This window comes from Paraburkholderia sp. PAMB 6770, assembly GCF_057748135.1.
In genome coordinates, this window is the sequence record NZ_CM173238.1 from 3,693,905 (window position 1) to 3,717,815 (window position 23,911).

Below are 23,911 nucleotides of genomic sequence, written 5' to 3' on the forward strand. Positions count from 1 at the left end.
TGGATTGGTTGGCGCATCGGCCGCTTGCTGGATGAAGACCTCAAGCAAACCGTTCGGCCAGGGGGGAGCTGAAAATCAGAGCCTCGTGCTTTGAATCGTCCCGAAACAGCCTCAAAATCAGGGGACTAACGAAGTGAGTGACCAGTTTTTCAAGCAGCCTATTCTCAATTCCCCTTACGGCTACCCGTCTCTGCACTGGGAACTTGACGACAAGGGACAACCTACGCAGCAAATCGTCGAGTCTCGCCGAGCGTCCAGCTTCATTAGCCCGATCCCGAACCTGTTCGTGATCTTCGGCGAGCCGGATGTGGACGTGCTGAACACACAGGGCCGCAGCATCCGCCGGTACGACGGCACGCGTGACGTCATCGACGTGCCCGCAGACGAGCAACTGGTGGTGCGCATCAACGGTGTGGATGTGTTCCACTCTAGCACCGGTGAAGTGTGTAGTGACGGCGCGGACGGTATAGCCTGCTGGTTCCTAGACACCGACTACAACGAGGAGTCTTTCTTCGTCCGCCACGCCTACTTCCTCGGTGCGAACGACCCGTACAAGGCGCTGAAGACTACCCTCAAGGCCGAAATCGACCCCAAGGTTTGGGCGACACTAAACTCTGACACTTCTCGTCCGTTCCCGAAGCCCAGCACCGGGCGGTTTGCTGTGAAAGTCATCAATCACCTCGGGGATGAGGTGATGAAGGTGTTTAAGGTTTGATGCGGAGAGCAAAGCATGACACAGCCCCCTTTCATTAGCCGTGTCGCCGTTCGCAACTACAAGAGCATCGGCTACTGCGACGTGAGTTTGCGCCCGTTGACCTACCTAGTGGGGCACAACGGCGCAGGCAAGAGCAATTTCATGGATGCACTGCATTTCGTGCGCGACGCGCTTTCCAATTCGCTGGATAGCTCCCTAAACGAGCGCGGTGGCATCAACGAGGTGCGCCGACGTAGTGGCGGTCATCCCACGCATTTCGCACTTCGGATCGAGTTTGTCGTGCAAGGTGGCCAGACTGGGCGCTATGGCTTCGTTATCGGGGCGCTGAAGAATGGCGGCTACGAAGTGCAGCGGGAGGAATGCGTTGTCGCTGGCATCGGCAAGGGCCCGTTTTTCCGCATCGAGAAAGGCAAGCTTCGCGATAGTAGCGAAGCCACTTTCCCCTCGGTCACTGCGGACAGGCTGGCATTGGTGGCAGCGTCGGGCCTGACGGATTTCCGTCCGGTGTTCGATGCGTTGACGGCGATGGGCTTCTATAACCTCAACCCAAAACTGATGCGCGAATTGCAGAAGCCCCAAGATGGCCGACTGCTGCGGCCGGCAGGGGAGAACATCGCTAGCGTGATCGGCCATTTGGAAAAGGTAGCGCCTGCCCAGATGACTCTGATCCAGGAATATTTGCACTCTGTGGCGCCGATGGTGTATGGCGTGGAGCGCAAGCATATTGGACCTATGGAGACGCTGGAGTTTCGCCAGGACATGGCCGGTTCCAAGCATCCTTGGCGTTTCCTTGCTCAGAACATGTCCGATGGCACCTTACGTGCATTGGGTGTTCTGGCCGCTCTATTACAGGGCAATGTGGATTATTCGCCGACGTTGATCGGCATTGAGGAGCCTGAAACCGCTCTGCATCCGGCAGCCAGTGCCGCGTTGCGTGAGGCATTGGTGCGCGCTTCCGAGACCACACAAGTTTTGGTAACCAGTCATAGTCCAGATCTGCTGGACGACCGCAGCATCGACGCGGATGCGGTACTGGCAGTGGTGTCGGAGGCGGGTGAAACCAAGGTTGCGTCGCTAGATGACGGCTCGCGCCGAGTTATGCGGGATCATCTGTTTTCCGCTGGCGAACTGTTGCGCATGAACCAGCTGGAGCCTGATCGCGCCAGCATAGAACAGCAGGACAAGGCAGCCTCTGGCGACCTTTTCGGTGAGACGGATTTCGCATGATTCCTATTGCCAGTATCGTAGAAGGCGATGGCGAGGTGGCCGCGTTGCCGGTGCTATTGCGTCGCCTAAATGAGTGGCGCCCTGGGCAAGACTACGCGCAAGCGCTGCAGCCCATTCGCGTGCGTCGAGATCGCTTCCTCAGACGCGAAGACGAGTTCCGGAAGCAACTGCTTCTCGCGGCCGCCAAGTGTGGCGAGCAGGGATGGATTCTGGTGGTGTTGGACGCCGATGACGACTGTCCGGCCACCTTGGCGGCCGATGTCTATCAGCGCGCGAAGGAGCATGTGCCGCACCGGCGCTTGTCGGTGGTGTTGGCTAAGCGCGAATATGAAGCTTGGTTCATTGCGGCAGCCCGATCACTTGATGGACGCAGGGGATTCCGTTGTCCGGATGAGGCACCAGTCGATGTAGAGACGCCGCGCGACGCGAAAGGTTGGTTGTGCCGGAACATGGAAGGTGGAACCTACAGCGAAGTACTGGATCAACCTGCTTTCACAGCGCACTTCGATCTGCAACAGGCGTTTGATAACAGCCGTTCATTCCGCAAACTGTGCAAGGAATGGCAAGTCAATGTTATCGATGTGAACGGAGATTAAACATGGAATTCCGCAACGAAGGCTAGGGGCTGCTGTTCCGTTGCCCGGTATGCGGTGCGCGCAACTATGTCGAGCGCCTCGAAGCGAACGACGGCACGACCCTCTACGAAAAGATCGAAGGCCGCCCGCAGTAACGCCGGCGCGGCGCCGGACGCGGTGCCGCCAATGAAAGTTTTTCATGCGCCACATGAAAGATCGTCGTTTGCTGCGTTAGCAGCCTGCCTGCAATATCCGCATGTCGGGCAAATTGCCCGCGCATTTCACGGAAAACAGCAGAGCTCGCGATGAATATCTTATCCAGCGGAGACGTCCAGTCGGCATTCGTTACGGTGCGCGACGGTACGCGCATTGCCTACAGCCTCTACGGCGACGCGAGCCGCGAAGCGCGTGTCGTGCTGCTTCATTCGCTGGCAATGGACCGCTATTTCTGGCAACTGGTCGTCGAGCGGCTCGTGCCGCATGCGTCGGTGCTCGCGATCGACTGTCGCGGCCACGGCGCATCCGGCAAGCCCGCCGGTCCCTATACGGTCGAGACCTTTGCCGAAGACGTGCACGACGTGGTTGACGCACTCGCGTTCGATGACGTCGTCATTGCCGGCGCATCGATGGGCGGCTGCGTCGCGCTGCAATTTGCAGCGACCTGGCCTAACGCGACGCGCGCGCTCGGGCTGATCGACACGACCGCGTGGTACGGCGAGACGGCCCCGCAAGACTGGAATACGCGCGCCGGCAAAGCGGAGCGCGACGGGCTCGCCTCTCTCGTCCAGTTTCAGACCACGCGCTGGTTCAGCGACGCGTTTCGCGCGGCCCATCCCGAAGTCGTGCAGCGCTGCGTCGACACGTTCCTGCGCAACGGCGTGGCGCCGTTTGCCGCCACCGGCCGCATGCTCGGCGCGTTCGACGGACGCGCGTTGCTTGCCCGGGTGAACGTGCCGACCTGCGTCGTGGTCGGCGAAGAAGACTATGCGGCGCCGCCCGCAATGGCGCAGGCGCTGCACGACGGCATCGCCGGTTCGACTTACACGCTGGTCGAAGCCGCGCGCCACCTGACTCCGCTCGAAACCCCCGACCTGGTTGCCGGCGAACTGCGCACGCTGATCGACCGGGCAACGCGCGGCTGACGCCGCCGCGCTTTCGACCCCTTCACGCGCTGCTGCCGCGGCAGCGCGCGCATACGCAACAAGGAACGTTTTCGATGGCACCTTTCGAACTCGCCAAGCCCGGTTCGCTGCAGCAGGCGATCGGGCTGCTCGACCCCGAGGACCCGGACATCCGGCCGGTGGGCGGAGGAACCGCCGTGATGCTGATGATGAAGGCCGGCGTGCTGCGTCCGACGCGGCTCGTCAGCCTGCGCGGCATCGAACCCGTGTATTCTCAGCTGAGCGTCTGCCCGAACGGCGAATTGCGGATCGGGGGCCTCACGCGGCTCGCGACGCTCGAACATTCACCGCTCGTGAAGGAAGGCTGGCCGCTCCTCACGCGAACCTTGCGCACGTTGTCGAACGTGCGCGTGCGCAACGTGGCGACGATCGGCGGCAATCTCGGCCACGCGGATCCGCACATGGACCTGCCGCCGGTGCTGACCGCCCTTGGGGCGCGCGTGACGGTGACCGGCCCGCAGGGCGAGCGCACCTTTCCGGTCGAGGAGCTGTGCACCGGTTATTACGAAACGGTGCTCGCGCGCAACGAGCTGATTTCGCGGGTGAACGTGCCGGTGCAGGCGAATCGGCCGGCCTCCTACATGAAAGTGACGACGCGCGCCGCGCACGACTGGCCGGCGCTCGGCGTTGCCGTCGTGCTCGACATGGAGGGTGAACAGATCAGGACGGCCAACGTGATCGTCGGCGCGGCCACCGACAAGCCGACGCGTCTTGCCGCCGCCGAAGCGGTGCTGCGCGGCGCCGTCGCCGACGACACCACGTTGCGCCGCGCGGGCGAGGCCGGTGCGGCGGAGCTCGACATCGTCGGCGATCCGCACGGCTCGGCCAGCTACAAGAAGCATTTGCTCACCGTTTATCTGGGCCGCGCTGTGCGTGCCGCGCTCAGTGTCTCCGCTAGGAAGGATCACGCATGAGCAACACCGAAACCAACCCGCAGGCACAGCGGCAGGTAGGCCGGTCGCTGAACCGACTCGAGGCGCGGGCGAAGGTCACGGGCCGCGCCGAGTACATCCACAATCTGGTCCTGCCGCGCATGTTGCACGGCAAGATCCTTCGCAGCACGGTCGCACACGGCCGCATCGTTTCGATCGATACCAGCGCCGCGCGCGAAATGCCGGGCGTTCATGGCGTCTATACGGCGCAGGACGTCGTCCGCGTGATCCCGGAGCCGTACTTCGGCCCGGCCTTCCACGATCAGCCGATTCTCGCGATCGACAAGGTGCATTACGTCGGCGAGCCGGTTGCCGTGGTGCTGGCGACCGACCCGCACATCGCCGAGGAAGCGACGCATCTGATCGCTGTGGAGTACGAAGAGCTGCCTGCCGTGTTCAACGAAGTCGAGGCGGCGTCTTCGGACGTGCTCGTCCACGACGTGCTGAAGCCAGCCGGTACCTTCCCGGACCTGAAGCATCTGGCTGGCCGCAAGGGCACGAACGTCGCGCTCGACTTCCAGCTGCGTCGCGGCGACGTCGAGGCCGCGTTCGCATCGGCCGCGCACGTGTTCGCGAACACGTTCACCACGCAGCAGGTGATGCACACGCCGCTCGAACCGATGGTGTCGCTCGCCGAGCCGGGCGACGGCGCGATCACGATCCATACCGCGTCGCAAAGCCCATCGTTCGTGCGCATCGAGATCGCGCGCCTGCTCGGCTGGGCCGAGAACCGCGTGCGCGTGAAGACGGCGCTGCTCGGCGGCGGCTTCGGCGCGAAGCTGTACATCAAGCTCGAAGCGCTGGTCGCAGCGCTCGCGCTGCTTGCGTGCCGCCCGGTGAAAGTCGCGCTGACGATGGAAGAGCAGTTCTTCACGATCACCAAGCACGCCACCACGTTCCGGATGAAGACCGCTGTAACAGCCGATGGCGTGATCACCGGTCGCAAATGCGAGGTCTGGTGGAACGGCGGCGCGTATGCGGACATCGGTCCGCGCGTCACGCAGAAATCCGGGTTTACCGCGTCGGGTCCGTACGACATCGAGAATGTATCGATCGACTCGTACCAGGTGTACACGAATCTGCCGCCCGCCGGCGCGTTTCGCGGTTTCGGCATTCCGCAGGTGGTGTGGGGGTACGAAAGCCATGCGGACATGATCGCGCGCGCGCTGAAGATCGATCCGGTCGAGTTCCGCCGCCGCAACCTCTTGCGCGAAGGCCGGCCGCATGCGACCGGCACCGTCATGCATGATGCCGCGCTAGGACTCGTGCTCGATCGCGTGGCCGAGCGGATGAACTGGAACGCGCCGTTCGAGCGCGGCACCGGCATGCTGCGGCGCGGGCGCGGTATCGGCATCGGGTTCAAGGCGCTGGTCGCGCCGACCACGTCGATGGCGATGGTGAGCCTCGCGGCGGACGGCAGCTGTACCGTCTATTCGAGCACCGTCGACATGGGCCAGGCGTCGGATACGGCGATCGCGCTGATCGCTGCCGACGTGCTCGACCTCGACGCGGAAAAGGTCAAGGTGATCCGTCCCGACACCGACGTCACGCCGTACGACATGGCGACGCTCGGCTCGCGCTCGACGTTCCACATGGGCCACGCGGTGCGGCTCGCCGCCGAGGACGCGCGCACGAAGCTGCGCGCGCTCGCCGACGAACTCGGCGTGCCGCCCGACCAGCCGGCACGGGCGGGCGAGCTGTTGAAGCGCAAGTATGGGATGCAGGCCGGCAACATCGTCGGCATCGGCAGCTTCATCCCGCCGTACCAGAAACCAGATCACGAGACGGGCCAGTCGGAAAACATCACGCCGAACTGGATGGTGGGCGGTTGCGGCGTCGAGGTGGAAGTCGATACCGAAACCGGACATTTCAAGCTGGTACGGTTCGAAAACGTTGTCGATTGCGGTACGCCGATCAACCCGAAGGTGGTCGACACGCAGATATCGGGCGCGGCGATCATGCAGCTCGGCATCACGATGTTCGAGTGCATGGAGTTCGACGAAGTGGGCCAGCTGCGCAATGCGTCGTTCGCGGAGTACAAGATTCCCGGCATCCACGACATACCGCACACGATCGGCCGCGAAACCGTCGATTCGTACCAGCACAACGGGCCGTTCGGCGCGAAGGGCGTCGGCGAGAGTTCGACGTTCGGCGTCGCTTCCGCGATCGCGGAAGCCATCGAGGACGCCGTGGGCGTTCGTCTGACGTCGCTGCCGCTCACCCCCGAGAAGGTGTTTCGTGCGCTGTGCGCGGCGAAGCACGAGCCGATGCCGGAGGAGTAAGACATGACTGCCACATCCATTACCATTCGATTCGTCCTCAACGGCGAGCGCGTCAGCGCCGACGTCGAGCCGCATCAGACGATCCTCGAAGTGCTGCGGCAGCAATTCGCGCTGTACGGCGCCCGCGAAAGCTGCGGCCAGGGACTGTGCGGCTGCTGCACGCTGATCGTGAACGGCGAGAGCGTGTCCGGGTGTCTCTTCCTGGCGGCGATGGTCGACGGGGGCGCGGTCGTCACCGTCGAGCATCTCGATGCCGACGGCCAGCTCGATCCGGTTCAGCAGGCGTTCATCGAATGCGGCGCGTTCCAGTGCGGTTTCTGCACGTCCGGTTTCATCCTGATGAGCCGCCAACTGCTGGAGAGGAACCCCGATCCTAGCGAGGCGGAGATTCGCCACTATCTGTCCGGCAATCTTTGCCGTTGCGCAGCGTACCCGGAGATCATCGCGGCGGTGAAACTCGCGGCGCAACGGCGCAAGGCGGTGTCCGCGTAAAGCGGCTCGCTGCGACCTCCGGCGAAAAGCGCGTCATGAAAAAAATGAAGGAGACTATCCGTGCAGCAACCCGTAGAGCGCCCGAGCGGCGCAGTGTCCGAAGCGTCCGAAGCGCGCATGCTGTCCGGCGAAGCGCCGGCCCGCACCGCGCCGGGGGGCGTATGGTATCGCTCGATCAACCGGCAGCAGTGGAGCGCGCTCGCCGCGTCCAATCTCGGCTGGTTCTTTGACGGCTACGAAACCTACGCGCTGATCCTGACGGTGGGCGGCGCGCTCGCCCAACTGCTCGATCCGGCGCTCCATGCGCGGATTCCGTTCTACGCGGGGCTCGTGATCGCGTTGACGCTACTCGGCTGGGGACTCGGCGGACTGATCGGCGGCGTGCTGGCCGACTATATTGGCCGCAAGCGTATGATGATGGCCGCGATTCTCGCGTACTCGCTGACCACCGGATTGAGCGCTTTTGCGTGGAACTGGGAGTCGTTTGCGGCGCTGCGCTTCGTCGTCGGTCTCGCAATGGGTTCCGAATGGGCGACGGGCACGGCGATGACCGCCGAGATCTGGCCCGACCGTCATCGCGGCAAGGGCGCGGGCCTGATGCAATGCGGGCTCGGCACGGGGTTCTTCATCGCGTCACTCGTATGGCTTTTCATGAGCGGCGTGGGTGAACATGCATGGCGCTACATGTACCTAATCGGCGTGCTGCCCGGCCTCGCCACGCTGTGGATGCGCGCCGGTATTCCGGAATCGGAGCAGTGGGAGCGCATTGCCCGCGAGCGTAGCGACGCGCTGGCCCGCAAGCGCGCGGGCGCCACGCTCGACGTGCATCAGCAGGCGCTCACGCGCTTCACGCTCGTCGATCTTTTCGCGGTGCCCGAGTTGCGCCGGCGCACCGTCATCGCCGTGCTGATGTCGCTCAGCACGACGCTCGGCTGGTGGGGCATCTCCACGTGGGTGCCGCCGTACATCGGCTCCGTCGCGATGCATGCGGGGCTGTCCGCGCCGCGCTGGGCCAGTTTCGCGGGGATGGCCTACAACGTCGGCGCGATCGCGGGCTACATCGGTCTCGGCTTTCTCGCGGACACGTACGGCCGCAAGCGCATCACGTTCCTGTTCTTTGCGATGGCCTTCCTGCTGACGCCGATTCTCTTCATCTGGACCCGCGACATCGGGCTGTTGCTCGCGGTGGCCTGCGTGACCGGCTTCTTCAGCCTCGGCCAGTACACGTGGATGCCGACCTGGCTGCCCGAGCTGTATCCGACCCGCGTGCGCGGAACCGCGATCTCATTCTGTTTCAACCTGCCGCGCTTTCTCGCATGGACGGGTCCGCTCATTGCCGGCACGCTGATCTCGCGTTTCGGCGGTTACGGGCACGCGGCGGTAACGGTGGGATTCATCTACCTGATCGGCGTCGTGCTGGCGCCATTCCTGCCGGAAACCTGCGGCCGACCCTTGCCCGAGGACATTTGAGCGATGAACTTCATTTCCACACCCACTGCGCCGGCGCCCGGCGGTCATTACTCGCAGGCCGTGCAGGCCGGCGGTTTCACGTTCGTGTCCGGCATGCTGCCGGGCTCCAGCGTCGCGACGGACGGTGCGGACAACTTCGAGCGCCAGGTGCGCGCGACGCTGCAGCATTGCGAGCACGTGTTGAAGGCCGCCGGCTGCGCGCTGACCGACGTGGTTCAGAGCACGGCGTATATCGTCGGCATCGGCAACTGGCCGGAATTCAACCGGATCTATGCCGAATACTTCGGCGAGCACCGTCCAGCACGGGCCGTCGTGCCGGTTCCAGAGCTGCATCATGGCTTCCTCGTCGAGCTGCAGATGGTTGCCTATCGCGGCACCTGATCGCGGCGCCCGAAGTCGGTAAGGAAAACGAACGATGGAAAGCATCGACGTGACGGTTCTGCAGCATGGCATCGACTGGCTGCGGTGCGGACGGCGGGTCGTGCTCGCCACGGTCACGCGGACATGGGGGTCGAGCCCGCGGCCCATTGGCGCGACGCTTGTGCTGCGCGACGACGGCGTGGTGGTCGGGTCCGTGTCGGGCGGTTGCATCGAAGACGACCTAATCGAACGGGTGCGCCAGCAGCTGATCGACGGCGAGCGGCCCGAGGTCGTCACATACGGTATCGGTGCCGACCAAGCGCACCGCTTCGGGCTGCCGTGCGGCGGCACGATGCAACTCGTACTCGAACCGTTGACCAGCCCTTCGGGGCTGGCGGAACTGGCCGCGCGCGTGGGCGTCGGAGACCTGGTGGCGCGTGAGCTCGATCTGGCGAGCGGCCGGACGCGCCTGCGGCCCGCGGCGGCCGACGAGCAACTACGTTTCGACGGCACGACGCTCGTGACGATCCACGGGCCGCGCTACCGGTTGCTGATCATCGGCGCGGGAGACCTGTCGCGCTTTCTGTCGGTGATCGCACAGGGCCTCGGCTACCAGGTGACCGTGTGCGATCCGCGCGACGAGTATGCGGACGAGTGGCACTTGCCCGGCGTGAACGTCGTGCGCACGATGCCGGACGACACGGTGCAGGACATGCGGCTCGACGCGCACAGCGCGGTGGTGGCACTCACGCACGATCCGAAACTCGACGACCTTGCGCTGATGGACGCGTTGAAGACCGACGCGTTCTACGTGGCGGCGATCGGCTCGCGTGCGAACAGCGACAGGCGCCGCGAGCGCCTCAGGTTGTTCGACGTGAGCGACGTGCAGCTCGCGCGTTTGCGCGGGCCGGCCGGCATTTTCATCGGCAGCCGGACGCCGCCGGAGATTGCGGTATCGATCGCGGCGGAGATGACGGCGGCGCGAAACGGCGTGAAGCTGCCCGAGGTGTTCGGAGTGGGCGAGGCCAAGGACGCGGACGAGTGCGATATCTGTCCCGTGCTGGCTGACGCTACGTAGAAGCAGATGCAGCGGTGGCGGTTGCATCGCGTGCTAATGCATAACATCGGTCATTTGCGGCGCCCATGCGCAGCGGTCCACCACTCGCGGCGCAGCGCGTCGCGCAGGATCTTGCCGCGGCCGCTTCGCGGCAGCGAATCGACCACATAGACCTGCCTCGGCAGTTTCTCGCGCGGCAGATGCAACCGGCAATGCGCGAGCATTTCTGTCGCGTCGGTTTTCTCGCCCGGATGCGGGACGACGAAGCAGACCGGCTCCTGCCCGTAGATCGGTTCCGGCACGCCGATTGCCGCGGCGTCCCGCACCAGCGGGTGCGCGAGCAGCACGTCCTCGATTTCCTGCGGCACGATCTTCACGCCGCCGCGGATGATCAGATCGTCCATGCGGCCCAACACGCGCACGAAGCCATCGTCGTCTTGCGTGGCGACATCGCGCGTGTACAGCTCGGTGCCGCGGATGGCTTCCATCGATCTGCCCGGCCGTAGCACGCCGAGCGCGAGCTTCGGGCCGCTCACGACCACCTGGCCTTCCTGCCCCGGCGCACACGGTTCGCCGTGCATGTCGACGATCCTGAACCCGGCGTGCGTCGGCGGATAGCCGACCGTGCCGAGCTTGCGGCGACGCGCACGGTTGCCGCACATCCAGCCGGCTTCGGACGAGCCATACAGGTTGATCACGTGAATGCCGTATTGCTCCTCGAAGCGCGTCCACTGCAGCGGCGACAGCGGCGCGGTGCTGCACGTCATCACGCGCAGCGATGCGAGGCGCGAGCGGTCGGCGTCGATGGGCGCTTCCAGCAACAGGTTCAATACCGTCGGCACGCCTGCGCAAACCGTTACGCGGTACTTCTGCACCCAGTCGGCGAACCGGCTGCGCGAGAACCGGCGCGCAACGCACAGCGTCGAGCCTTTCTGCAGAAATGGCATCAGGCTGAGAATCTGTGCGGAGTACCAGTCGAACGAGCGATATTCGAGCGCGTTATCGCCGGATGCGAGCTCGAGCAGATCGATGCTGTCGAGGCCGTTGAGCCAGTAACAGGCGTGGTCGTAGACCACCACTTTGGGAGTGCCGGTCGTGCCCGACGTGCAGCACATCGAGGCCATGTCGGTCATCTCGACGGTATCGGCCAGCGTATGTGCTGAATCGGCGGCGTCGGTCGCGAAGCGTATCGCGTCCGTTTCGCCGGACACGTTACCGTCCGGCCACGGTTCGTAGCGCACGAGCTTTGCGCCGGTTTCGGAAAGCGCGCCGGCTTTGGCCTGCGTGGAGAGCAGGATCAGCACAGGGTCGATCAGGTTCAGGAGGTGGTTCGCGGCTGCAGGTCCGACGAACCCGACGTCGAGCGGGCAGACCACTGCGCCGATGCGCCAGACCCCAAGCCAGAGCAGCAGCTTCTCCAACCCTTCGCTGTACGCGAGCACGATGCGCGAACCCTTGCGTGCGCCGTGGTGCTGCAGTTGTGCCGCTATGGAGTCGACGAGCGAGGCCAGCTCGCCGAACCGGATCGTCACGTCGCGGTCGACGTCGATCAGCGCAGGTTTGTCGGGTGCGCGACGGCGATGCCCGTCGAGTAACGCGCCGACGCTCTGGAAAGGAGGAGCCGCTAGGACGTGACGGGTGTCGGGCATGAACCTGTACGCCGGTCGAGGGCGGGGGCGGCGCTCGCCTGCTGCGCGGCAACGGCGTCGTCACGGTGCGCGCCGTCGCCGAGCGTGGCGAGCGCCCACTCGCGGAACAGCTCGACCTTCCTCAATTTCGCCTTGTCGATCGGCGACGCGACGAAATATGCCGAACTCGACGAGACGCGAATGTCGAACGGCTCGACGAGCCGTCCGCTCGCGAGATCGGCGTCAACGAGCGGCGTGCGCCCGATCGCGAGGCCCATGCCGTGCACGGCGGCCGAAAGCGAAGTCAGCTGCAGATGGAATACCGCTTCGCCGGCGAACTCGAACGGTTCTTGAACCGCGGCTTCGAGCCATGCCGGCCAGTCGTCCTGATACATCGAATAGAAGTACGTGCGGATCTGCCGGAAGCGCGACAACCCTTCGGCAACCGAATCGAACTTGCCGACGTCGTGCAGCAATGCCGGCGCGCAGACGGGGAAGAACTCTTCGCCGTGCAGGCGATCGGCCCTGACCGATGCCCAGCGCCCGGAACCATAGCGGATTGCGACGTCGTAGCTGTTGCGATCGAACTCGTCGAATGTGGAACTGGTCGCGAGATGGACGGTGATATCCGGGTGCGTGCGCTGGAAGTCGGGCAGTGCGGGAATCAGGCATTGCACCGCGTAGGTCGGCAGGCAGGTGACCGTCAATACGGTCTTCGACTTTTTCTTGCGCGCCTGGGCCGTTGCAATGGACAGCAGGTTGATCGCCTCGTGTACCGAATGCAGATACTCGCGTGCCGCCGGCGTCAGCGCGAGTACGTTGCGCCGGCGCGTAAACAGCTTGATGCCGAGACGTTCTTCGAGCGTCTTGATCTGGTGACTGATGGCGGTCTGCGTGAGTTCCAGTTCCTGGGCCGCGCGCGTGAAACTGAGGTGCCGCGACGCAGCCTCGAAAGCAAGCAAGCTTTGCAAGGAAGGAATGTACGGTCTCATGCGGCGTCCGGATGAAAGAAAGTCGTTAGCAGATCGATTGTAACCGCGTAGCTGCTTTTCCTGGCGTATGCGAAGGGAAGCAACGGGTACCGTTGTATCTGATCGCGCATAACGACGCAGTCCTGTTCAAAAAGCGGATGATCGGTCGTCTCGCATGCGGGCGGAAATGAAACTTTCTCATGTCCGACATGAGAAATACTGGTTTGCGCTTGCGTAAGCCGCTCGTGCACTCTTCATCCCTGTCGATCTTTCGCCGCGTGCGCGCGTAAGGAAAGTCGCGCGATACCAACATCCGATTCCCCGGAGTGACGCTGCATGGCCAAGGTAAAAGTCCACACACCGCTTGTTGAAATGGAAGGCGACGAGATGGCACGCGTTCTGTGGCAGTGGGTACGCGACCAGTTGATCCTGCCCTTTGTCGACGTGCAGTTGAAGCAATTCGATCTGTCGATCGAGAACCGCGAGCGCACCGACGACCGCATCACGCACGAAGCAGCCGAAGCGGCGAAAACATACGGCGTATCGCTCAAGTGCTCGACGATCACGCCGGACCGTGCGCGTCAGCAGGAGTTCGGGCTGAGCCGGCTTTATCCGTCGCCGAACGGCACCATCCGCAGTGCGCTCGACGGCACGATTTTCCGCGAGCCGGTGGTGTGCCCGAATGTGCCGCGGCTGGTGCCGCATTGGTCGAAGCCGGTCGTCGTCGCGCGTCATGCGTTCGGCGAACAGTATCGTGCGCAGGAAATCGTCGTGCCGGGTCCCGGCACGGTCAGGCTCGTGTACGAGCCGGCGGACGGCAGCGCGCCGGTCGCGCGGACGGTGCACGAATTCGATGGTGCAGGCGTCGCGCTGGCGCTCTTCAACGTCGACGATTCGATCCGCGGCTTTGCGCGCGCGTGCCTGAACTTCGGACTGCAGCGTGGCTACCCAGTCTACTTCTCGCACAAGGGCACGGTGCTCAAGCAGTACGACGGGCGCTTCAAGGAGATTTTCGATGAGGTGTACGCGGAATTCGCCGATGCCTACGCGCAGGCGGGGCTCGTCTACGAACCTCGCCTGATCGACGACATGGTCGCTTTCAGCCTGAAGGCGCCGGGCGGCTACCTGTGGGCGTGCAAAAACTACGATGGCGACGTGCAGTCGGATTATCTCGCGCAAGGATATGGGTCCGCGGGACTGATGACGTCGTTGCTGATGTCGCCCGACGGTCGGTGCGTCGAAACCGAAACGGCGCACGGTACGGCAGTCCGTCATTACCAGCGCTATCTGCGCGGCGAGCCGACACCGACCAATCCGCTTGCGACGATCTTCGCGTGGAGCCGCGCACTGTGGCATCGCGCGCGTCTCGACGACACGCCCGGCGTGATGGACTTCGCGGCAACACTCGAGCGCACCTGCATCGGCCTCATCGAGGCCGGCACGATGACCCGCGATCTGGCGTCGCTGATCGATGCGAACCATCCGTTTGTCGACGCCGAGGAATTTATCCGGGGTGCTGCTGTGGCAATTCGCACGGGGAACGATCTTGGATAGCGACGTGCCTGGCAATCCCTTTCTCGAAGCCCTCGGCGTGACGCGCACTGCGTGGAGCGAAGACTACGCGGAGTTCCAGGTGCGGGTGAAGCCCGCGCTGCTGAACCGGCAGGAGATCCTGCAAGGCGGGGTGATCGCGACGCTGCTCGATGCCGCGTGCGGTTATTCGGGCTTGTACAGCAGCGAGCAGGCGCCGCCCGTTCACGGGCTCACGCTGTCGCTCACGCTCAACTTTCTCGACAAGGGGCTGGGCGACATCGTCATCGCCAAAGGCTATCTGGAGCGCAAGGGCCGATCGATTTTCTTTGCACGCGGCGAAGCATGGGTCGACAACCGGATCCTGATCGCCACGGCCCAAGGCACGTTCCGGTACGCGTGGCCCGCACGCTGAGGCGTGTGCGTGGGTGCCGGGGTTGATACCTGGGTTGGCACATGGGTTAGGCCCAGGTCACGGCAGGTATGAAAGAAACTCATCCCGCGCATGAAAGAGCATCGTTTGCGGGGAGATGGCCGCTGCGTCATTGTTCTGTTTCGATGCACGGTTGTCTGTCTTGTCTGTCGACAAGGGCCGTACGTGAATACCGATAACAGCTGCGCGGATTTTTTTCCCGATCGCAGCAAAGGGAGGAGTACATGGAACTAACGGGCGAACAAATCCTGCCGTTGCCGCGCGAGCGTGTGTGGGCCGCGCTGAACGATCCGGAGATTCTGCGGGCGTCCGTGCCTGGATGCGAGCTGATGTTGCGCGTCGAGGAAAATCACTACAAGGTCGTGATGGCCGCAGCGGTTGGTCCCGTCAAGGCCCGCTTCAACGGCAAGCTGACGTTGTCGGACCTGCGCGCACCGGAGTCGTATTCGCTGACGTTCGAAGGATCGGGCGGCGCGGCCGGCTTCGGCAAAGGCGGTGCACAGGTGAACCTGCAACCCGACGGGAGCGGCACGCGGCTCGTGTACCGGGCGCATGCACAGGTGGGTGGGCGGCTCGCGCAGGTGGGTGCACGTCTGATCGACGGTGTGGCGAAGAAGATGGCGGAAGATTTCTTTCTCCACTTTACCGCGGCCGTTACGGGACCCGAAGTACAGTCGGATGGAGCGGCAGCGGCCGACACGCCCGCCGGTGCCCCGCCGCGCGCAGCGCCGGCACGGGAGGCTGTGGAAAAGCCGGCTGCGGGCAGCAGCCGTGTGTGGCTCTGGGCGGTTGGGTTCGTGGTCGTGATCGCCGCTATCGCGGTTTATCGGATGCACTGATTTGCTGCGCGACCGACTGCTTCGATGCAGTCGGTCGGTATATTCGAGCAGCCTCTCGAATAAAAAATTAAATTAGGTTTACTAAGAATAAAAATATTCCGCCATGTATGGTTTGCATGGTCATTCGACTAGATAAATTCAAATGGGCAGGAGACGAGAACGATGAAAAAGGTGCTACTCGCGGTTCTGCTTGCATCCCTGTTTACCGGGGCGCGAGCGCAAAGCAGTGTCGATCTCTACGGCAGCATCGACGAAGGGGTGACGTACAACACGAACGCGAAGGGCAGCGCAACGGCGACCGCGGGTCCGGCCGCGGTGCCGGATTTCTACGGCCTGCGCGGCAGCGAGGACCTCGGAAATCAGTTCAAGGCCATTTTCGCGTTGCAGGAAGGCTTTGTATCCAGTACCGGCGCGAGCACGATCTCGGGCGAAGCGTTTAGTCATTTCGCGTGGGTCGGGCTTTCCAGCCCCTACGGGTCGGTTACGCTCGGCCGTCAGCTCGATCTGACGACCGAGACGCTGCGTCTGAACTCGAACGGCAGCCTGCAATACACGTTCTACCTGTTTCACCCGGCCAATCTCGACGACATCGGCGTGATGGGCGACTCGATCAACAACTCGGTTAAGTACACGTCGCCGAAGATCGGCGGCTTCACGTTCAGCGGGCTCTACGGGTTCGACGATTCTTCGACCCAGCCCGGACGGGTCGTGAGTGCGGACGTGATCTACACGAGCGGTTCGCTGCGCGCGTCGGCGGTATACAGTAACTGGCACGATCATGCGATCAATCTCGGGTCCGAGCTCGGCTATACGAGCTTTCTCGGCGAGTCGCTTGCCGGCAGTAAATTGTTCACGGCGCAGACCCAGGAGATTGCGGGGCTCTCGGCGTTCTATTCGCTGAACAAACGGCTCGATCTTCACGGCATGCTGACGCAGGTGAACCTTGCCAGCTACGCGGAATCGGCACGCATGCGCACGGCCGAGCTGGGCGCCGACTTCCATACGACGGCGTTCAATACGATCACGGTCGGCGGCTACCTGTCGTGGCTGGCGGATACGCGATACGCGGAACTTGGGGTGGGCGATGTTTATTCGCTCTCGAGCCGGACCGTCGTGTATGCGCAGATCACCTATCAGCATGCGAACGGATTCGGGGACGCGGCCATTCCGTTGCTGACGCCTTCCGGCGGTCCCAGCCAGGCGGCATTCCGGATCGGCGTGCACCACTTCTTCTGATCTGCTGGTCTTCTGATTGCGGAGGCGGCCGCCGCTGCGTTTACCGATCCGGATTCATGGTCGATACCGTGTGGGTCCGCCTGTCGTGGCGGGAATTAGCTACACTTTGCATCTCATTATAATAATTCGTATTTGATATGGAATCGGCAGCGGCGCGCTTTGACGCACGCGATGCCGGCAGGTAGGTCCGGCTTCGGCGTGTGCGAATCGCTCGTCCAGATACCGCCCGCGCCGCTCGTAGCGTGGGTGGGGGATCGATCAGAACCGACACCAACCACGCCTTCAACGACAGATGACCGCCGCTCGCTACCCTTCCCGTTCCCTCCCCCATTTTGACCAGCCGTGCCGCCATCGTCGCCGCGATAGCGGTCGCGTTCGCCTGGAGAATGAAAGGGACTTCCCCGTCCCGAGGCTGCGGCGGAAGCCGCGAGTCGGCATCAGTGTGCCAGGATGAAGTTGCGGACGTTCATCGACACCAGCGAGAGGGGAAGTCCATGCTTATTGTCATTATCGGAATCGATCTTGCCAAGAATGTATTCGCCGTTCATGGTGTGGACGAAACCGGTAAAGCGATGCTCATCAAGCCTCGTGTTCCGCGCGATCAGCTGGCGACGTTGATTGCGCAGTTGCCAGCGTGCCTCATCGGCATGGAGGCCTGCTCCGGCGCGCATCACTGGGCACGCCTGTTCCAGCAGCACGGCCATACGGTCAAGCTCATGGCGCCCAATCTGGTCGCGCCTTATCGCATGTCGGGCAAGCGTGGCAAGAGCGACGCGGCGGATGCTGCTGCGATCTGCGAAGCGGTGGCGTGCCCGAGCATGCATTTCGTGCCGCTGAAGGACGAACACGTTCTGGTCATCCGAGAGCATCGACGGCATGTCACGAACAAAGTAAGCAGCACCAGCGCTGATGGTGAGACCGTATTCCAGAAGAAAAGCTCGGGCCTGATTGATCACCGACGTCTTGTTGGAGACCAGGCGTTGCCGTACACGATGCAGTGCCTGCAGGTCGAGCTGGGCTTCGGTCTTCGGCTGGGCGAAACGCATGGTGGGACGGGAGATCGCCTCGACAATCGCCTCTGCATCGACCAGGTCCGTCTTGTTGGATTTTACGAAAGGCTTGACGAATTGCGCGGGAACTATTCGAACCTGGTGTCCGGCGAGCGCAGCTTTGCGTGCGAGCCAGTTACTGCCCGGACACGCTTCCATCCCCACAACTGTCGGCGATGCGCGGGCAAGAAATTCGATGAGGCGGTCGCGCGTAAATCTAGACGACGCATCCGGACGCCAGCATAGAGAATTCAATCCGCTTTGTGCTCGCGCCGCTTCCTGTGTCGGGGAGTTAGATCGCACTTTCAAAGAACCCACACAAAGCCCTTCCTTGGGGGAATATCTGAAATCACTGGTAAGAGCGATGCCCGTCCCGCGGCCCTCAGCGCGACTATTCGATCCTCCTCCGCTCCTGTAATAATTTGTTGCAAAAAACTGCAGCGATAAGACCGTTACTTCCCAGGTCGTACCCGTAAGACGGTAGGCACCTCTAATGCCTTATCTGGTGCGCCTTTCCCCGCTTTTTTCGATCCCAGCCGGGCGCGCCAAGCTGGATAAGGCTTTCAGCGATTTCCCCTCTTCGTCGGGCTCCGGCATTGCAGCTAGATTGCAGCTAATTTCGGTCCGGACAGCTCCGTCAGCGGCGTTACCCAATGCGCGAGGTGGTCGGCTGACAGATGGGCGTACCGCTGCACCATCTCCAGTGTTTCCCAACCGCCCAGCTCCTTGAGCACCTGTAACGGTGTGCCGCGCTGCACATGCCAGCTTGCCCACGTATGCCGTAGATCGTGCCAGCGGAAGTCGCGGATGCCGGCCCGCTGCGACGCCTTGGTCCACGCGGCCGTGACGGTCTGGTAGACCGGCTTGCCGTGATAGACAAAGACGCTGTCGGCATACTCCGGCAAGCGTTTCTTGCCGATCTGCTTTCGCAGTACCGCGATGGCCGTGTCGGAGAGCGGCACGGTGATCGCCCTGCGCGCCTTCGCCTGGTCGGGGTGAATCCACGCAACCCTCCGCACGATATCCACCTGCGACCACTGCAACCCGGTCACGTTGGATCGGCGCAGCCCGGTCTCAAGACTGAACCTCGCCATGTCCGAAAGATGCTGCGGCAGCTCAGCGAGAAGGCGCTCGGCCTCGGCGTGCGACAGAAACCGGATACGCTTCGCGACGACCTTCGCGCGTTTCGTCACCGGAGCGCGGTCGAGCCATTCCCATTCCACCGCGGCATTGAGTACCGCTTTCAATACACCGATGACGCGGTTCACGGTGCCGGCGCTGACGGTCTTGCCCGTTTCCTTGAGGCCGCGTTTTGTCCGTAAGACGCGACGTTCCCTCCTCTTGATCTGTGCGATCGCGTCGACGCGATTGCGGTCGATATCGGCCAGTGCCACGCCCGTCAGGTGTTGATCCAGCCATCGCAGATGCGTCTTCGACGTTTCCAGGCTTGGGAGTCCTTCGCGATCGTTGACGTACCGGACAACGGCATCGTTCCAGGTGTAGCGCGGCTTCAGGCCCAACCGGGCCTGATTCCAGAGCTCCACTTTCAACCGGTCGTGGAATTCCTGGGCTTGTTCCTTGTTGCTGGTGCCAGTACTTCCCTGTACCGGCGTACCGCCACCAGGGGGGTACAGCTTGTATTGCCAGTTCGGACTGGTCTTCCGTTTGTAGAGCGACATTTTTCAACTTCCTCCTGCTGATCGCCCTGCACAACTCGCGGAATCCATTCTCCTGCGAGGTACCGCTGCAGGGCAGCGGGCCCGCACCTGTGAGCGTCATGTCCTGGTGAATTAAAGCATTCGCGACCAGCTCACGTATCACCGACTGTCAAAGCCGTGCCACGAGGTGTCTCGCCGTCAACTGTAGTTGACGTTATGTAATCTACAGATTACACTTGTCTCATGCTGAACATCCGCACAACCGAAGTATTCGACGCATGGTTCGATGGCCTGCGCGACCGCATCGGCAAGCGCCGCATCCAGGCTTGCATCGATCGGCTCGCAATGGGAAATCCGGGCGATTGGAAGTCGGCCGGCTCGCCGGTCGTCGAGTTACGTATCGACCACGGCCCCGGCTACCGGGTCTACCACGTGCAGAGAGGACCTGTGTTGGTCATTCTGCTGTGCGGGGGCGATAAATCGACGCAGGACGCCGATATCCGCGCAGCTCACAAGATGCTCGCGCACCTTGATACGGAGTAAGTGATCTATGGACAAGATCAAGACCAGGCCGTGGGATTCGGCCGAGCACCTGAAAACGGAAGAGGACATCACTGAATACTTCGAAGCCTGCCTGCTGGAAGGCGGCGACGATCCCGCATTCATCGCGCACGCGCTCGGCGTAATCGCGCGAGCACGCGGCATGTCTCAGGTGGCGCGCGACGCGGGGATCTCGCGCGAAGGGCTGTATAAGGCGTTATCGGCCGAAGGCAATCCGAGCTTCGGCACAATTCTGAAGGTAATTAAAGCGCTCGGCCTGCAATTGCACGGATCGAAAGCGCCGGCATGACGGCCGCCCTGAGCCGCTGAGCGGACATGGTCGCGACCACGTCCTCTTTCACATATCAAACGCAGTACGACAATCTGCATGTCTGCGCATCGTAAGCGGAATCGTCAGGAACCCTTGTCGGCGGGCGGGGCGCCACCAATGCCCTCGTCCATAAGAACCACTCACTCAAGCGAAGCCCCCAGGCGCGGGGGGAACTGCGCGGCGGCGCCGCGCGCAGCCCGCCTAATTGCTCTCTGCCGCCCCACGGACTACAGCATGTGTTTCGCGTATTGCGCCGCGGCTAACGCTCAGACCGCAGTTTATGTCGATGCCAATCCGGGTGGCATGCAATCAGGTCGCGGCCACCTCGGACACCGGGATGAGCTGGATCCCGTCCTTCTTGCCGCCTGACGCGTACATGAACACGTTACGGAAGTTGCCTGGCCCCTTCGCGTTCTTCAGCGCCGCACGCATGTTCGCTTCGTGGCCTATGAAGGTAAGAACCGTGCCGCAACGGTCACGCATCGCTTGGACGGACAAAAGGGTTCCCGCCATCCCGCAGCGGATGATCCGCCACTTGCCGTTCCTAAGTCGTAGTTCGATACCGGTTCGCGCGAATCGGACCGAAATCCAGACTTTTGGCTTGCAAAAAGACAAGGAAATGAACGACAAAGCAATTGGGGCGGCGCTCGTCACGGCGAAGGACGAGTTCTTCAACATCAAGAACGTGACGCGCGACGGCCTGCTCGCGGCGCACCGGGTGCCGCCACAACTGCTCGGGATCGTGCCGGGCAATTCGGGCGGGTTGGTATGAATTCGAATCTGGATCCATCAAGACGAGATGGACTTGAATTGCCGAATCTTTCTCTTCATCAACAAGCCTGAGTGTCGCGGAGCGGCTAAGGCGTTCCCTGAATTCGTAAACGAGTCGAAGCACCCGTAATACCCCCCCAACACACCCCGCCGCGCTAACCTTCCCCCACCCGCCTCACCTGTCCCGGCAGCGCCGACAAACCCAGGTTCTCCAGAAAGCTCGTCCGCAGCGCGTCCGCTGCCGGGCTGAGCGAGCGTCCCGTCAACTCGATGAAGCCCACCGCGCGCTCCACGCGCGGCGCGTCGAGCGCAATGAAGCGCAGCGTGTCGCGGTGCCGCTGCTGCGCGAGATAAGGCAGCACCGTCAACCCCACGCCGCCCTCCACCGCTGACAGCAGCGTGGTCGTATTGGCGATGAAAATGTCCTCCTGTTCGGACATCGCCTGCCGGATCGATTCCGGCAGCGCGCGCATCGTCCCGTTGCCGATCAGCCGGTACCCCGACAGATCCTTCCACTCCACGCGGCGTCGCCTGAAGAGCGCATGGCCGGCATTGACGACGACGCACATCACGTCGGCAAGCAGCGGCGTGAAGTTTAGTTCCGTGTCGTCGGCAGGCGCCCCGGCGATCCCGAAGTCGATCGCGCCCGAACGCACGCGCTCGTGGATGTACGCCGCCGTTCCGTCTTCCACCTGCAAATTGATGCCGGGATAGCGCTGCGCAAAGCGGGTGATCGCGCGCGGCAGCAATTCGTGCGCAATCGACGGCACCGCCGCCACCCGCACCCGTCCACCCCGCACCCGCGCCACGTCGATGGCCGACGCAATCGCGCGCTCATAGTGCTCGACGAGCTTGCGCGCCTCGCCGTAAAACATCATCCCGAACGGCGTGGGCTCCGCGTGGCTGCCCTTCTCGAACAGCGCCGCCCCCAGCACCCCTTCAAGCTCCTTCACCGACAGCGACAACGCCGGCTGGCTGCGAAACACCGCCTTCGCCGCCGCCTTGAAGCCGCCGTGCTCCACCACGGCAACAAAGTGCCGCAGCTGCGCAATCTTCACATCAGGCAGGCGATCCATCTGGTGTATAAGTGATTTAAATAAAATTATCAAAAAAATTGGCTTTGGTTATTTTAGGCCCGTTTCTAGAATCCGTCTCGTTGTCAATCGCATCGGGATCGAGATGAATCCGCAGACCTTTTTGAACTGGATCGACGGCCGCTGGCAGGCGGGCGAAAGCGTCGTCGAGAATCGCAGTCCGTCGGATATCGACGATCTGATCGGCCGCTACGCACAAGCGACGCCCGCGCAGGTTCGCGACGCCATCGACGCCGCGCGTCGCGCGCAGCCGCGCTGGTCCGCGACGGGCATGGAGCAGCGTCACGACGTGCTGCGCGCAATCGGCGACGAGCTGATCGCGCGTCGCGACGAGCTTGGCCGGCTGCTGGCGCGCGAAGAGGGCAAGACGCTCGCCGAGGGCGTCGGCGAAGTCGGCCGTGCCGGTCAGTTCTTTCATTACTTCGCCGCGGAAGTGCTGCGGCAGTTGGGCGGCAAGGCCGACTCCGTGCGGCCCGGCGTCGAGATCGACATCCAGCGCGAAGCGCTCGGTGTGGTCGGCATCGTCACGCCGTGGAACTTCCCGATGGCCACCGCCAGCTGGAAGATCGCGCCCGCGCTCGCGTTCGGCAACGCGGTGCTGTTCAAGCCGGCCAACCTGACGCCGGCCAGCGCATGGGCCCTCACCGAGATCATCAGCCGCCAGGCCGCGTTGCCGCCCGGCACGTTCAACCTGCTGATGGGGCCAGGCGAGGCGGTGGGGCACGCGCTCGCCACGTCGCACGACGTCGACGGCATCTCGTTCACCGGCTCGCTGGACACCGGCCGCCGTCTCGCTGCCGCCGCCGCGCCGCAACTGATCAGGTTGCAGATGGAGATGGGCAGCAAGAACGCGCTCGTCGTGCTCGACGACGCCGACCTCGATGTCGCCGTCGAGTGCGCGTTCCAGGGCGCGTATTCCGGCACGGGGCAGAAGTGCACCGCGTCGTCGCGTCTCGTCGTCACGCCGGGGATTCACGCGGCGTTCGTCGAACGCCTCGCGCAAAGGCTGCGCAGCGTGCGCGTCGGGCGCGCGCTCGACGACGGCGTGCAAATGGGACCGGTCATCGACGCCCGTCAGCGCGACGCGAATCTGCGCTATGTCGCCCTCGGCCAGCAGGAAGGGGCGCGGCTCGTCTGCGGCGGCGAAGCGCTCGCGCACCCCGAGCGCGCCTTCTGCATGTCGCCGGCGCTTTTCGACGAAGGCCGCAACGACATGCAGATCAATCGCGACGAAATCTTCGGCCCGATCGCCTGCGTCATCCCCGTGCGCGATTACGACGAAGCGCTCGCGGTCGCGAACGATACGCCGTTCGGTCTCACGGCCGGCATCGTCACGCAGTCGCTGCGTCACGCGACGCACTTCCGCCGCCACGCGAAGACCGGCTGCGTGATGGTCAATCTGCCGACCGCGGGAACGGACTACCACGTCCCGTTCGGCGGCCGCAAGGCGTCGAGCCACGGTCCGCGCGAGCAGGGGCCGCACGCGGCCGAGTTCTACACGACGCTGAAGACGTCGTACACGCGCGCCTGATACGAACGG

At 63.3% G+C, this 23,911-nt stretch carries 20 protein-coding genes and 5 pseudogenes; 19 read left to right on the top strand and 6 right to left on the bottom strand.

The features are described from left to right. Positions 1 to 277: 277 nt before the first annotated feature. The 10 genes and pseudogenes from AC3AP7_RS16735 to AC3AP7_RS16780 all read left to right on the top strand — a co-directional run. Positions 278 to 715: pseudogene (locus AC3AP7_RS16735) on the top strand (site-specific DNA-methyltransferase); the annotation flags it as partial. A 15-nt stretch (positions 716 to 730) separates the two neighbouring features. Further along, the gene (locus AC3AP7_RS16740) at positions 731 to 1,942 is read left to right on the top strand and encodes an AAA family ATPase (protein WP_475767230.1); all 1,212 of its coding nucleotides are present in this window, start codon (positions 731 to 733) and stop codon (positions 1,940 to 1,942) included. Beyond that, on the top strand, positions 1,939 to 2,538 hold the full coding sequence (locus tag AC3AP7_RS16745; protein ID WP_475767228.1) for a DUF4276 family protein: 600 nt from the start codon (positions 1,939 to 1,941) through the stop codon (positions 2,536 to 2,538). Before AC3AP7_RS16740 ends, AC3AP7_RS16745 begins: the two co-directional genes overlap by 4 nt. A gap of 284 nt (positions 2,539 to 2,822) precedes the next feature. After that, positions 2,823 to 3,659, top strand: a complete 837-nt coding sequence (locus AC3AP7_RS16750; protein ID WP_475767226.1) for an alpha/beta fold hydrolase — start codon at positions 2,823 to 2,825, stop codon at positions 3,657 to 3,659. A 74-nt stretch (positions 3,660 to 3,733) separates the two neighbouring features. After that, positions 3,734 to 4,612, top strand: coding sequence for an FAD binding domain-containing protein (locus tag AC3AP7_RS16755; protein WP_475767224.1), 879 nt, complete (start codon positions 3,734 to 3,736; stop codon positions 4,610 to 4,612). After that, positions 4,609 to 6,912 carry a xanthine dehydrogenase family protein molybdopterin-binding subunit gene (locus AC3AP7_RS16760; RefSeq protein WP_475767222.1) on the top strand — a complete coding sequence of 768 codons (2,304 nt, stop codon included), beginning with the start codon at positions 4,609 to 4,611 and terminating at the stop codon, positions 6,910 to 6,912. The genes AC3AP7_RS16755 and AC3AP7_RS16760 overlap by 4 nt, the downstream gene beginning before the upstream one ends. Positions 6,913 to 6,915: 3 nt before the next feature. Next, a complete protein-coding gene (locus AC3AP7_RS16765) occupies positions 6,916 to 7,404 on the top strand; it encodes a (2Fe-2S)-binding protein (protein WP_475767220.1) in 489 nt (162 codons plus the stop codon). A gap of 60 nt (positions 7,405 to 7,464) precedes the next feature. Beyond that, complete coding sequence (locus tag AC3AP7_RS16770; protein ID WP_475767218.1) at positions 7,465 to 8,874, top strand: MFS transporter; 1,410 nt, start codon at positions 7,465 to 7,467, stop codon at positions 8,872 to 8,874. 3 nt (positions 8,875 to 8,877) lie between these two features. Further along, a complete protein-coding gene (locus AC3AP7_RS16775; RefSeq protein WP_475767215.1) occupies positions 8,878 to 9,255 on the top strand; it encodes a RidA family protein in 378 nt (125 codons plus the stop codon). A 34-nt stretch (positions 9,256 to 9,289) separates the two neighbouring features. After that, positions 9,290 to 10,312 (top strand): XdhC family protein, encoded by a 1,023-nt coding sequence (locus AC3AP7_RS16780; RefSeq protein WP_475767213.1) that lies wholly within the window; start codon positions 9,290 to 9,292, stop codon positions 10,310 to 10,312. A 50-nt stretch (positions 10,313 to 10,362) separates the two neighbouring features. Here the strand turns inward: AC3AP7_RS16780 and AC3AP7_RS16785 are convergent, their stop codons facing one another. Together AC3AP7_RS16785 and gcvA are read right to left on the bottom strand one after the other, a co-directional pair. Next, a complete protein-coding gene (locus tag AC3AP7_RS16785) occupies positions 10,363 to 11,940 on the bottom strand; it encodes a class I adenylate-forming enzyme family protein (RefSeq protein WP_475767210.1) in 1,578 nt (525 codons plus the stop codon). After that, the gene (gcvA, locus tag AC3AP7_RS16790; protein ID WP_475767207.1) at positions 11,916 to 12,911 is read right to left on the bottom strand and encodes a transcriptional regulator GcvA; all 996 of its coding nucleotides are present in this window, start codon (positions 12,909 to 12,911) and stop codon (positions 11,916 to 11,918) included. The genes AC3AP7_RS16785 and gcvA overlap by 25 nt, the downstream gene beginning before the upstream one ends. A gap of 315 nt (positions 12,912 to 13,226) precedes the next feature. Here gcvA and AC3AP7_RS16795 point away from each other — a divergent pair, with 315 nt between their 5' ends. The 5 genes and pseudogenes from AC3AP7_RS16795 to AC3AP7_RS16815 form a co-directional block, all read left to right on the top strand. Continuing rightward, the gene (locus tag AC3AP7_RS16795; RefSeq protein WP_475767204.1) at positions 13,227 to 14,444 is read left to right on the top strand and encodes an NADP-dependent isocitrate dehydrogenase; all 1,218 of its coding nucleotides are present in this window, start codon (positions 13,227 to 13,229) and stop codon (positions 14,442 to 14,444) included. After that, positions 14,437 to 14,835: a PaaI family thioesterase gene (locus tag AC3AP7_RS16800; protein WP_475767202.1), complete on the top strand. Its 399-nt coding sequence runs from the start codon at positions 14,437 to 14,439 to the stop codon at positions 14,833 to 14,835. Before AC3AP7_RS16795 ends, AC3AP7_RS16800 begins: the two co-directional genes overlap by 8 nt. 242 nt (positions 14,836 to 15,077) lie before the next feature. Next, positions 15,078 to 15,692 carry an SRPBCC family protein gene (locus tag AC3AP7_RS16805; protein ID WP_475767198.1) on the top strand — a complete coding sequence of 205 codons (615 nt, stop codon included), beginning with the start codon at positions 15,078 to 15,080 and terminating at the stop codon, positions 15,690 to 15,692. A gap of 162 nt (positions 15,693 to 15,854) precedes the next feature. Then, a complete protein-coding gene (locus AC3AP7_RS16810; RefSeq protein ID WP_475767196.1) occupies positions 15,855 to 16,928 on the top strand; it encodes a porin in 1,074 nt (357 codons plus the stop codon). A 494-nt stretch (positions 16,929 to 17,422) separates the two neighbouring features. After that, positions 17,423 to 17,776 (top strand): annotated as a pseudogene (locus AC3AP7_RS16815) (IS110 family transposase); the annotation flags it as partial. 132 nt (positions 17,777 to 17,908) lie between these two features. Here AC3AP7_RS16815 and AC3AP7_RS16820 read toward each other — a convergent pair. Both AC3AP7_RS16820 and AC3AP7_RS16825 read right to left on the bottom strand, forming a co-directional pair. Next, positions 17,909 to 18,136: pseudogene (locus tag AC3AP7_RS16820) on the bottom strand (IS110 family transposase); the annotation flags it as partial. Between the two features lie 443 nt (positions 18,137 to 18,579). Next, positions 18,580 to 19,656: a tyrosine-type recombinase/integrase gene (locus AC3AP7_RS16825; protein ID WP_475767194.1), complete on the bottom strand. Its 1,077-nt coding sequence runs from the start codon at positions 19,654 to 19,656 to the stop codon at positions 18,580 to 18,582. A gap of 222 nt (positions 19,657 to 19,878) precedes the next feature. Here AC3AP7_RS16825 and AC3AP7_RS16830 point away from each other — a divergent pair, with 222 nt between their 5' ends. Together AC3AP7_RS16830 and AC3AP7_RS16835 are read left to right on the top strand one after the other, a co-directional pair. Beyond that, positions 19,879 to 20,178 carry a type II toxin-antitoxin system RelE/ParE family toxin gene (locus tag AC3AP7_RS16830; protein WP_475767192.1) on the top strand — a complete coding sequence of 100 codons (300 nt, stop codon included), beginning with the start codon at positions 19,879 to 19,881 and terminating at the stop codon, positions 20,176 to 20,178. A gap of 7 nt (positions 20,179 to 20,185) precedes the next feature. Then, positions 20,186 to 20,485 (top strand): addiction module antidote protein, encoded by a 300-nt coding sequence (locus AC3AP7_RS16835; protein WP_475767190.1) that lies wholly within the window; start codon positions 20,186 to 20,188, stop codon positions 20,483 to 20,485. A 336-nt stretch (positions 20,486 to 20,821) separates the two neighbouring features. Here AC3AP7_RS16835 and AC3AP7_RS16840 read toward each other — a convergent pair. Next, positions 20,822 to 20,941: pseudogene (locus tag AC3AP7_RS16840) on the bottom strand (phage portal protein); the annotation flags it as partial. 214 nt (positions 20,942 to 21,155) lie between these two features. Between AC3AP7_RS16840 and AC3AP7_RS16845 the strand changes: the two are divergent. After that, a pseudogene (locus AC3AP7_RS16845) lies at positions 21,156 to 21,269 on the top strand (phage portal protein); the annotation flags it as partial. Positions 21,270 to 21,432: 163 nt separating this feature from the next. Here the strand turns inward: AC3AP7_RS16845 and AC3AP7_RS16850 are convergent. Continuing rightward, positions 21,433 to 22,386: a LysR family transcriptional regulator gene (locus tag AC3AP7_RS16850; RefSeq protein ID WP_475767187.1), complete on the bottom strand. Its 954-nt coding sequence runs from the start codon at positions 22,384 to 22,386 to the stop codon at positions 21,433 to 21,435. Between the two features lie 70 nt (positions 22,387 to 22,456). Between AC3AP7_RS16850 and AC3AP7_RS16855 the strand changes: the two genes are divergently transcribed. After that, on the top strand, positions 22,457 to 23,902 hold the full coding sequence (locus AC3AP7_RS16855; protein ID WP_475767185.1) for an aldehyde dehydrogenase family protein: 1,446 nt from the start codon (positions 22,457 to 22,459) through the stop codon (positions 23,900 to 23,902). The last annotated feature ends 9 nt before the right edge of the window (positions 23,903 to 23,911 follow it).

Bases quoted from the DNA above. Each gene is read 5' to 3' on its own strand.
- AC3AP7_RS16795 (WP_475767204.1), top strand. From the start codon at position 13,227: ATGGCCAAGGTAAAAGTCCACACACCGCTTGTTGAAATGGAAGGCGAC.
- AC3AP7_RS16740 (WP_475767230.1), top strand. From the start codon at position 731: ATGACACAGCCCCCTTTCATTAGCCGTGTCGCCGTTCGCAACTACAAG.
- AC3AP7_RS16805 (WP_475767198.1), top strand. From the start codon at position 15,078: ATGGAACTAACGGGCGAACAAATCCTGCCGTTGCCGCGCGAGCGTGTG.
- AC3AP7_RS16775 (WP_475767215.1), top strand. From the start codon at position 8,878: ATGAACTTCATTTCCACACCCACTGCGCCGGCGCCCGGCGGTCATTAC.
- AC3AP7_RS16750 (WP_475767226.1), top strand. From the start codon at position 2,823: ATGAATATCTTATCCAGCGGAGACGTCCAGTCGGCATTCGTTACGGTG.
- AC3AP7_RS16745 (WP_475767228.1), top strand. From the start codon at position 1,939: ATGATTCCTATTGCCAGTATCGTAGAAGGCGATGGCGAGGTGGCCGCG.
- AC3AP7_RS16760 (WP_475767222.1), top strand. From the start codon at position 4,609: ATGAGCAACACCGAAACCAACCCGCAGGCACAGCGGCAGGTAGGCCGG.
- AC3AP7_RS16825 (WP_475767194.1), bottom strand. From the start codon at position 19,656: ATGTCGCTCTACAAACGGAAGACCAGTCCGAACTGGCAATACAAGCTG.
- AC3AP7_RS16855 (WP_475767185.1), top strand. From the start codon at position 22,457: ATGAATCCGCAGACCTTTTTGAACTGGATCGACGGCCGCTGGCAGGCG.
- AC3AP7_RS16755 (WP_475767224.1), top strand. From the start codon at position 3,734: ATGGCACCTTTCGAACTCGCCAAGCCCGGTTCGCTGCAGCAGGCGATC.
- AC3AP7_RS16785 (WP_475767210.1), bottom strand. From the start codon at position 11,940: ATGCCCGACACCCGTCACGTCCTAGCGGCTCCTCCTTTCCAGAGCGTC.
- AC3AP7_RS16835 (WP_475767190.1), top strand. From the start codon at position 20,186: ATGGACAAGATCAAGACCAGGCCGTGGGATTCGGCCGAGCACCTGAAA.
- gcvA (WP_475767207.1), bottom strand. From the start codon at position 12,911: ATGAGACCGTACATTCCTTCCTTGCAAAGCTTGCTTGCTTTCGAGGCT.
- AC3AP7_RS16765 (WP_475767220.1), top strand. From the start codon at position 6,916: ATGACTGCCACATCCATTACCATTCGATTCGTCCTCAACGGCGAGCGC.
- AC3AP7_RS16810 (WP_475767196.1), top strand. From the start codon at position 15,855: ATGAAAAAGGTGCTACTCGCGGTTCTGCTTGCATCCCTGTTTACCGGG.
- AC3AP7_RS16830 (WP_475767192.1), top strand. From the start codon at position 19,879: ATGCTGAACATCCGCACAACCGAAGTATTCGACGCATGGTTCGATGGC.
- AC3AP7_RS16780 (WP_475767213.1), top strand. From the start codon at position 9,290: ATGGAAAGCATCGACGTGACGGTTCTGCAGCATGGCATCGACTGGCTG.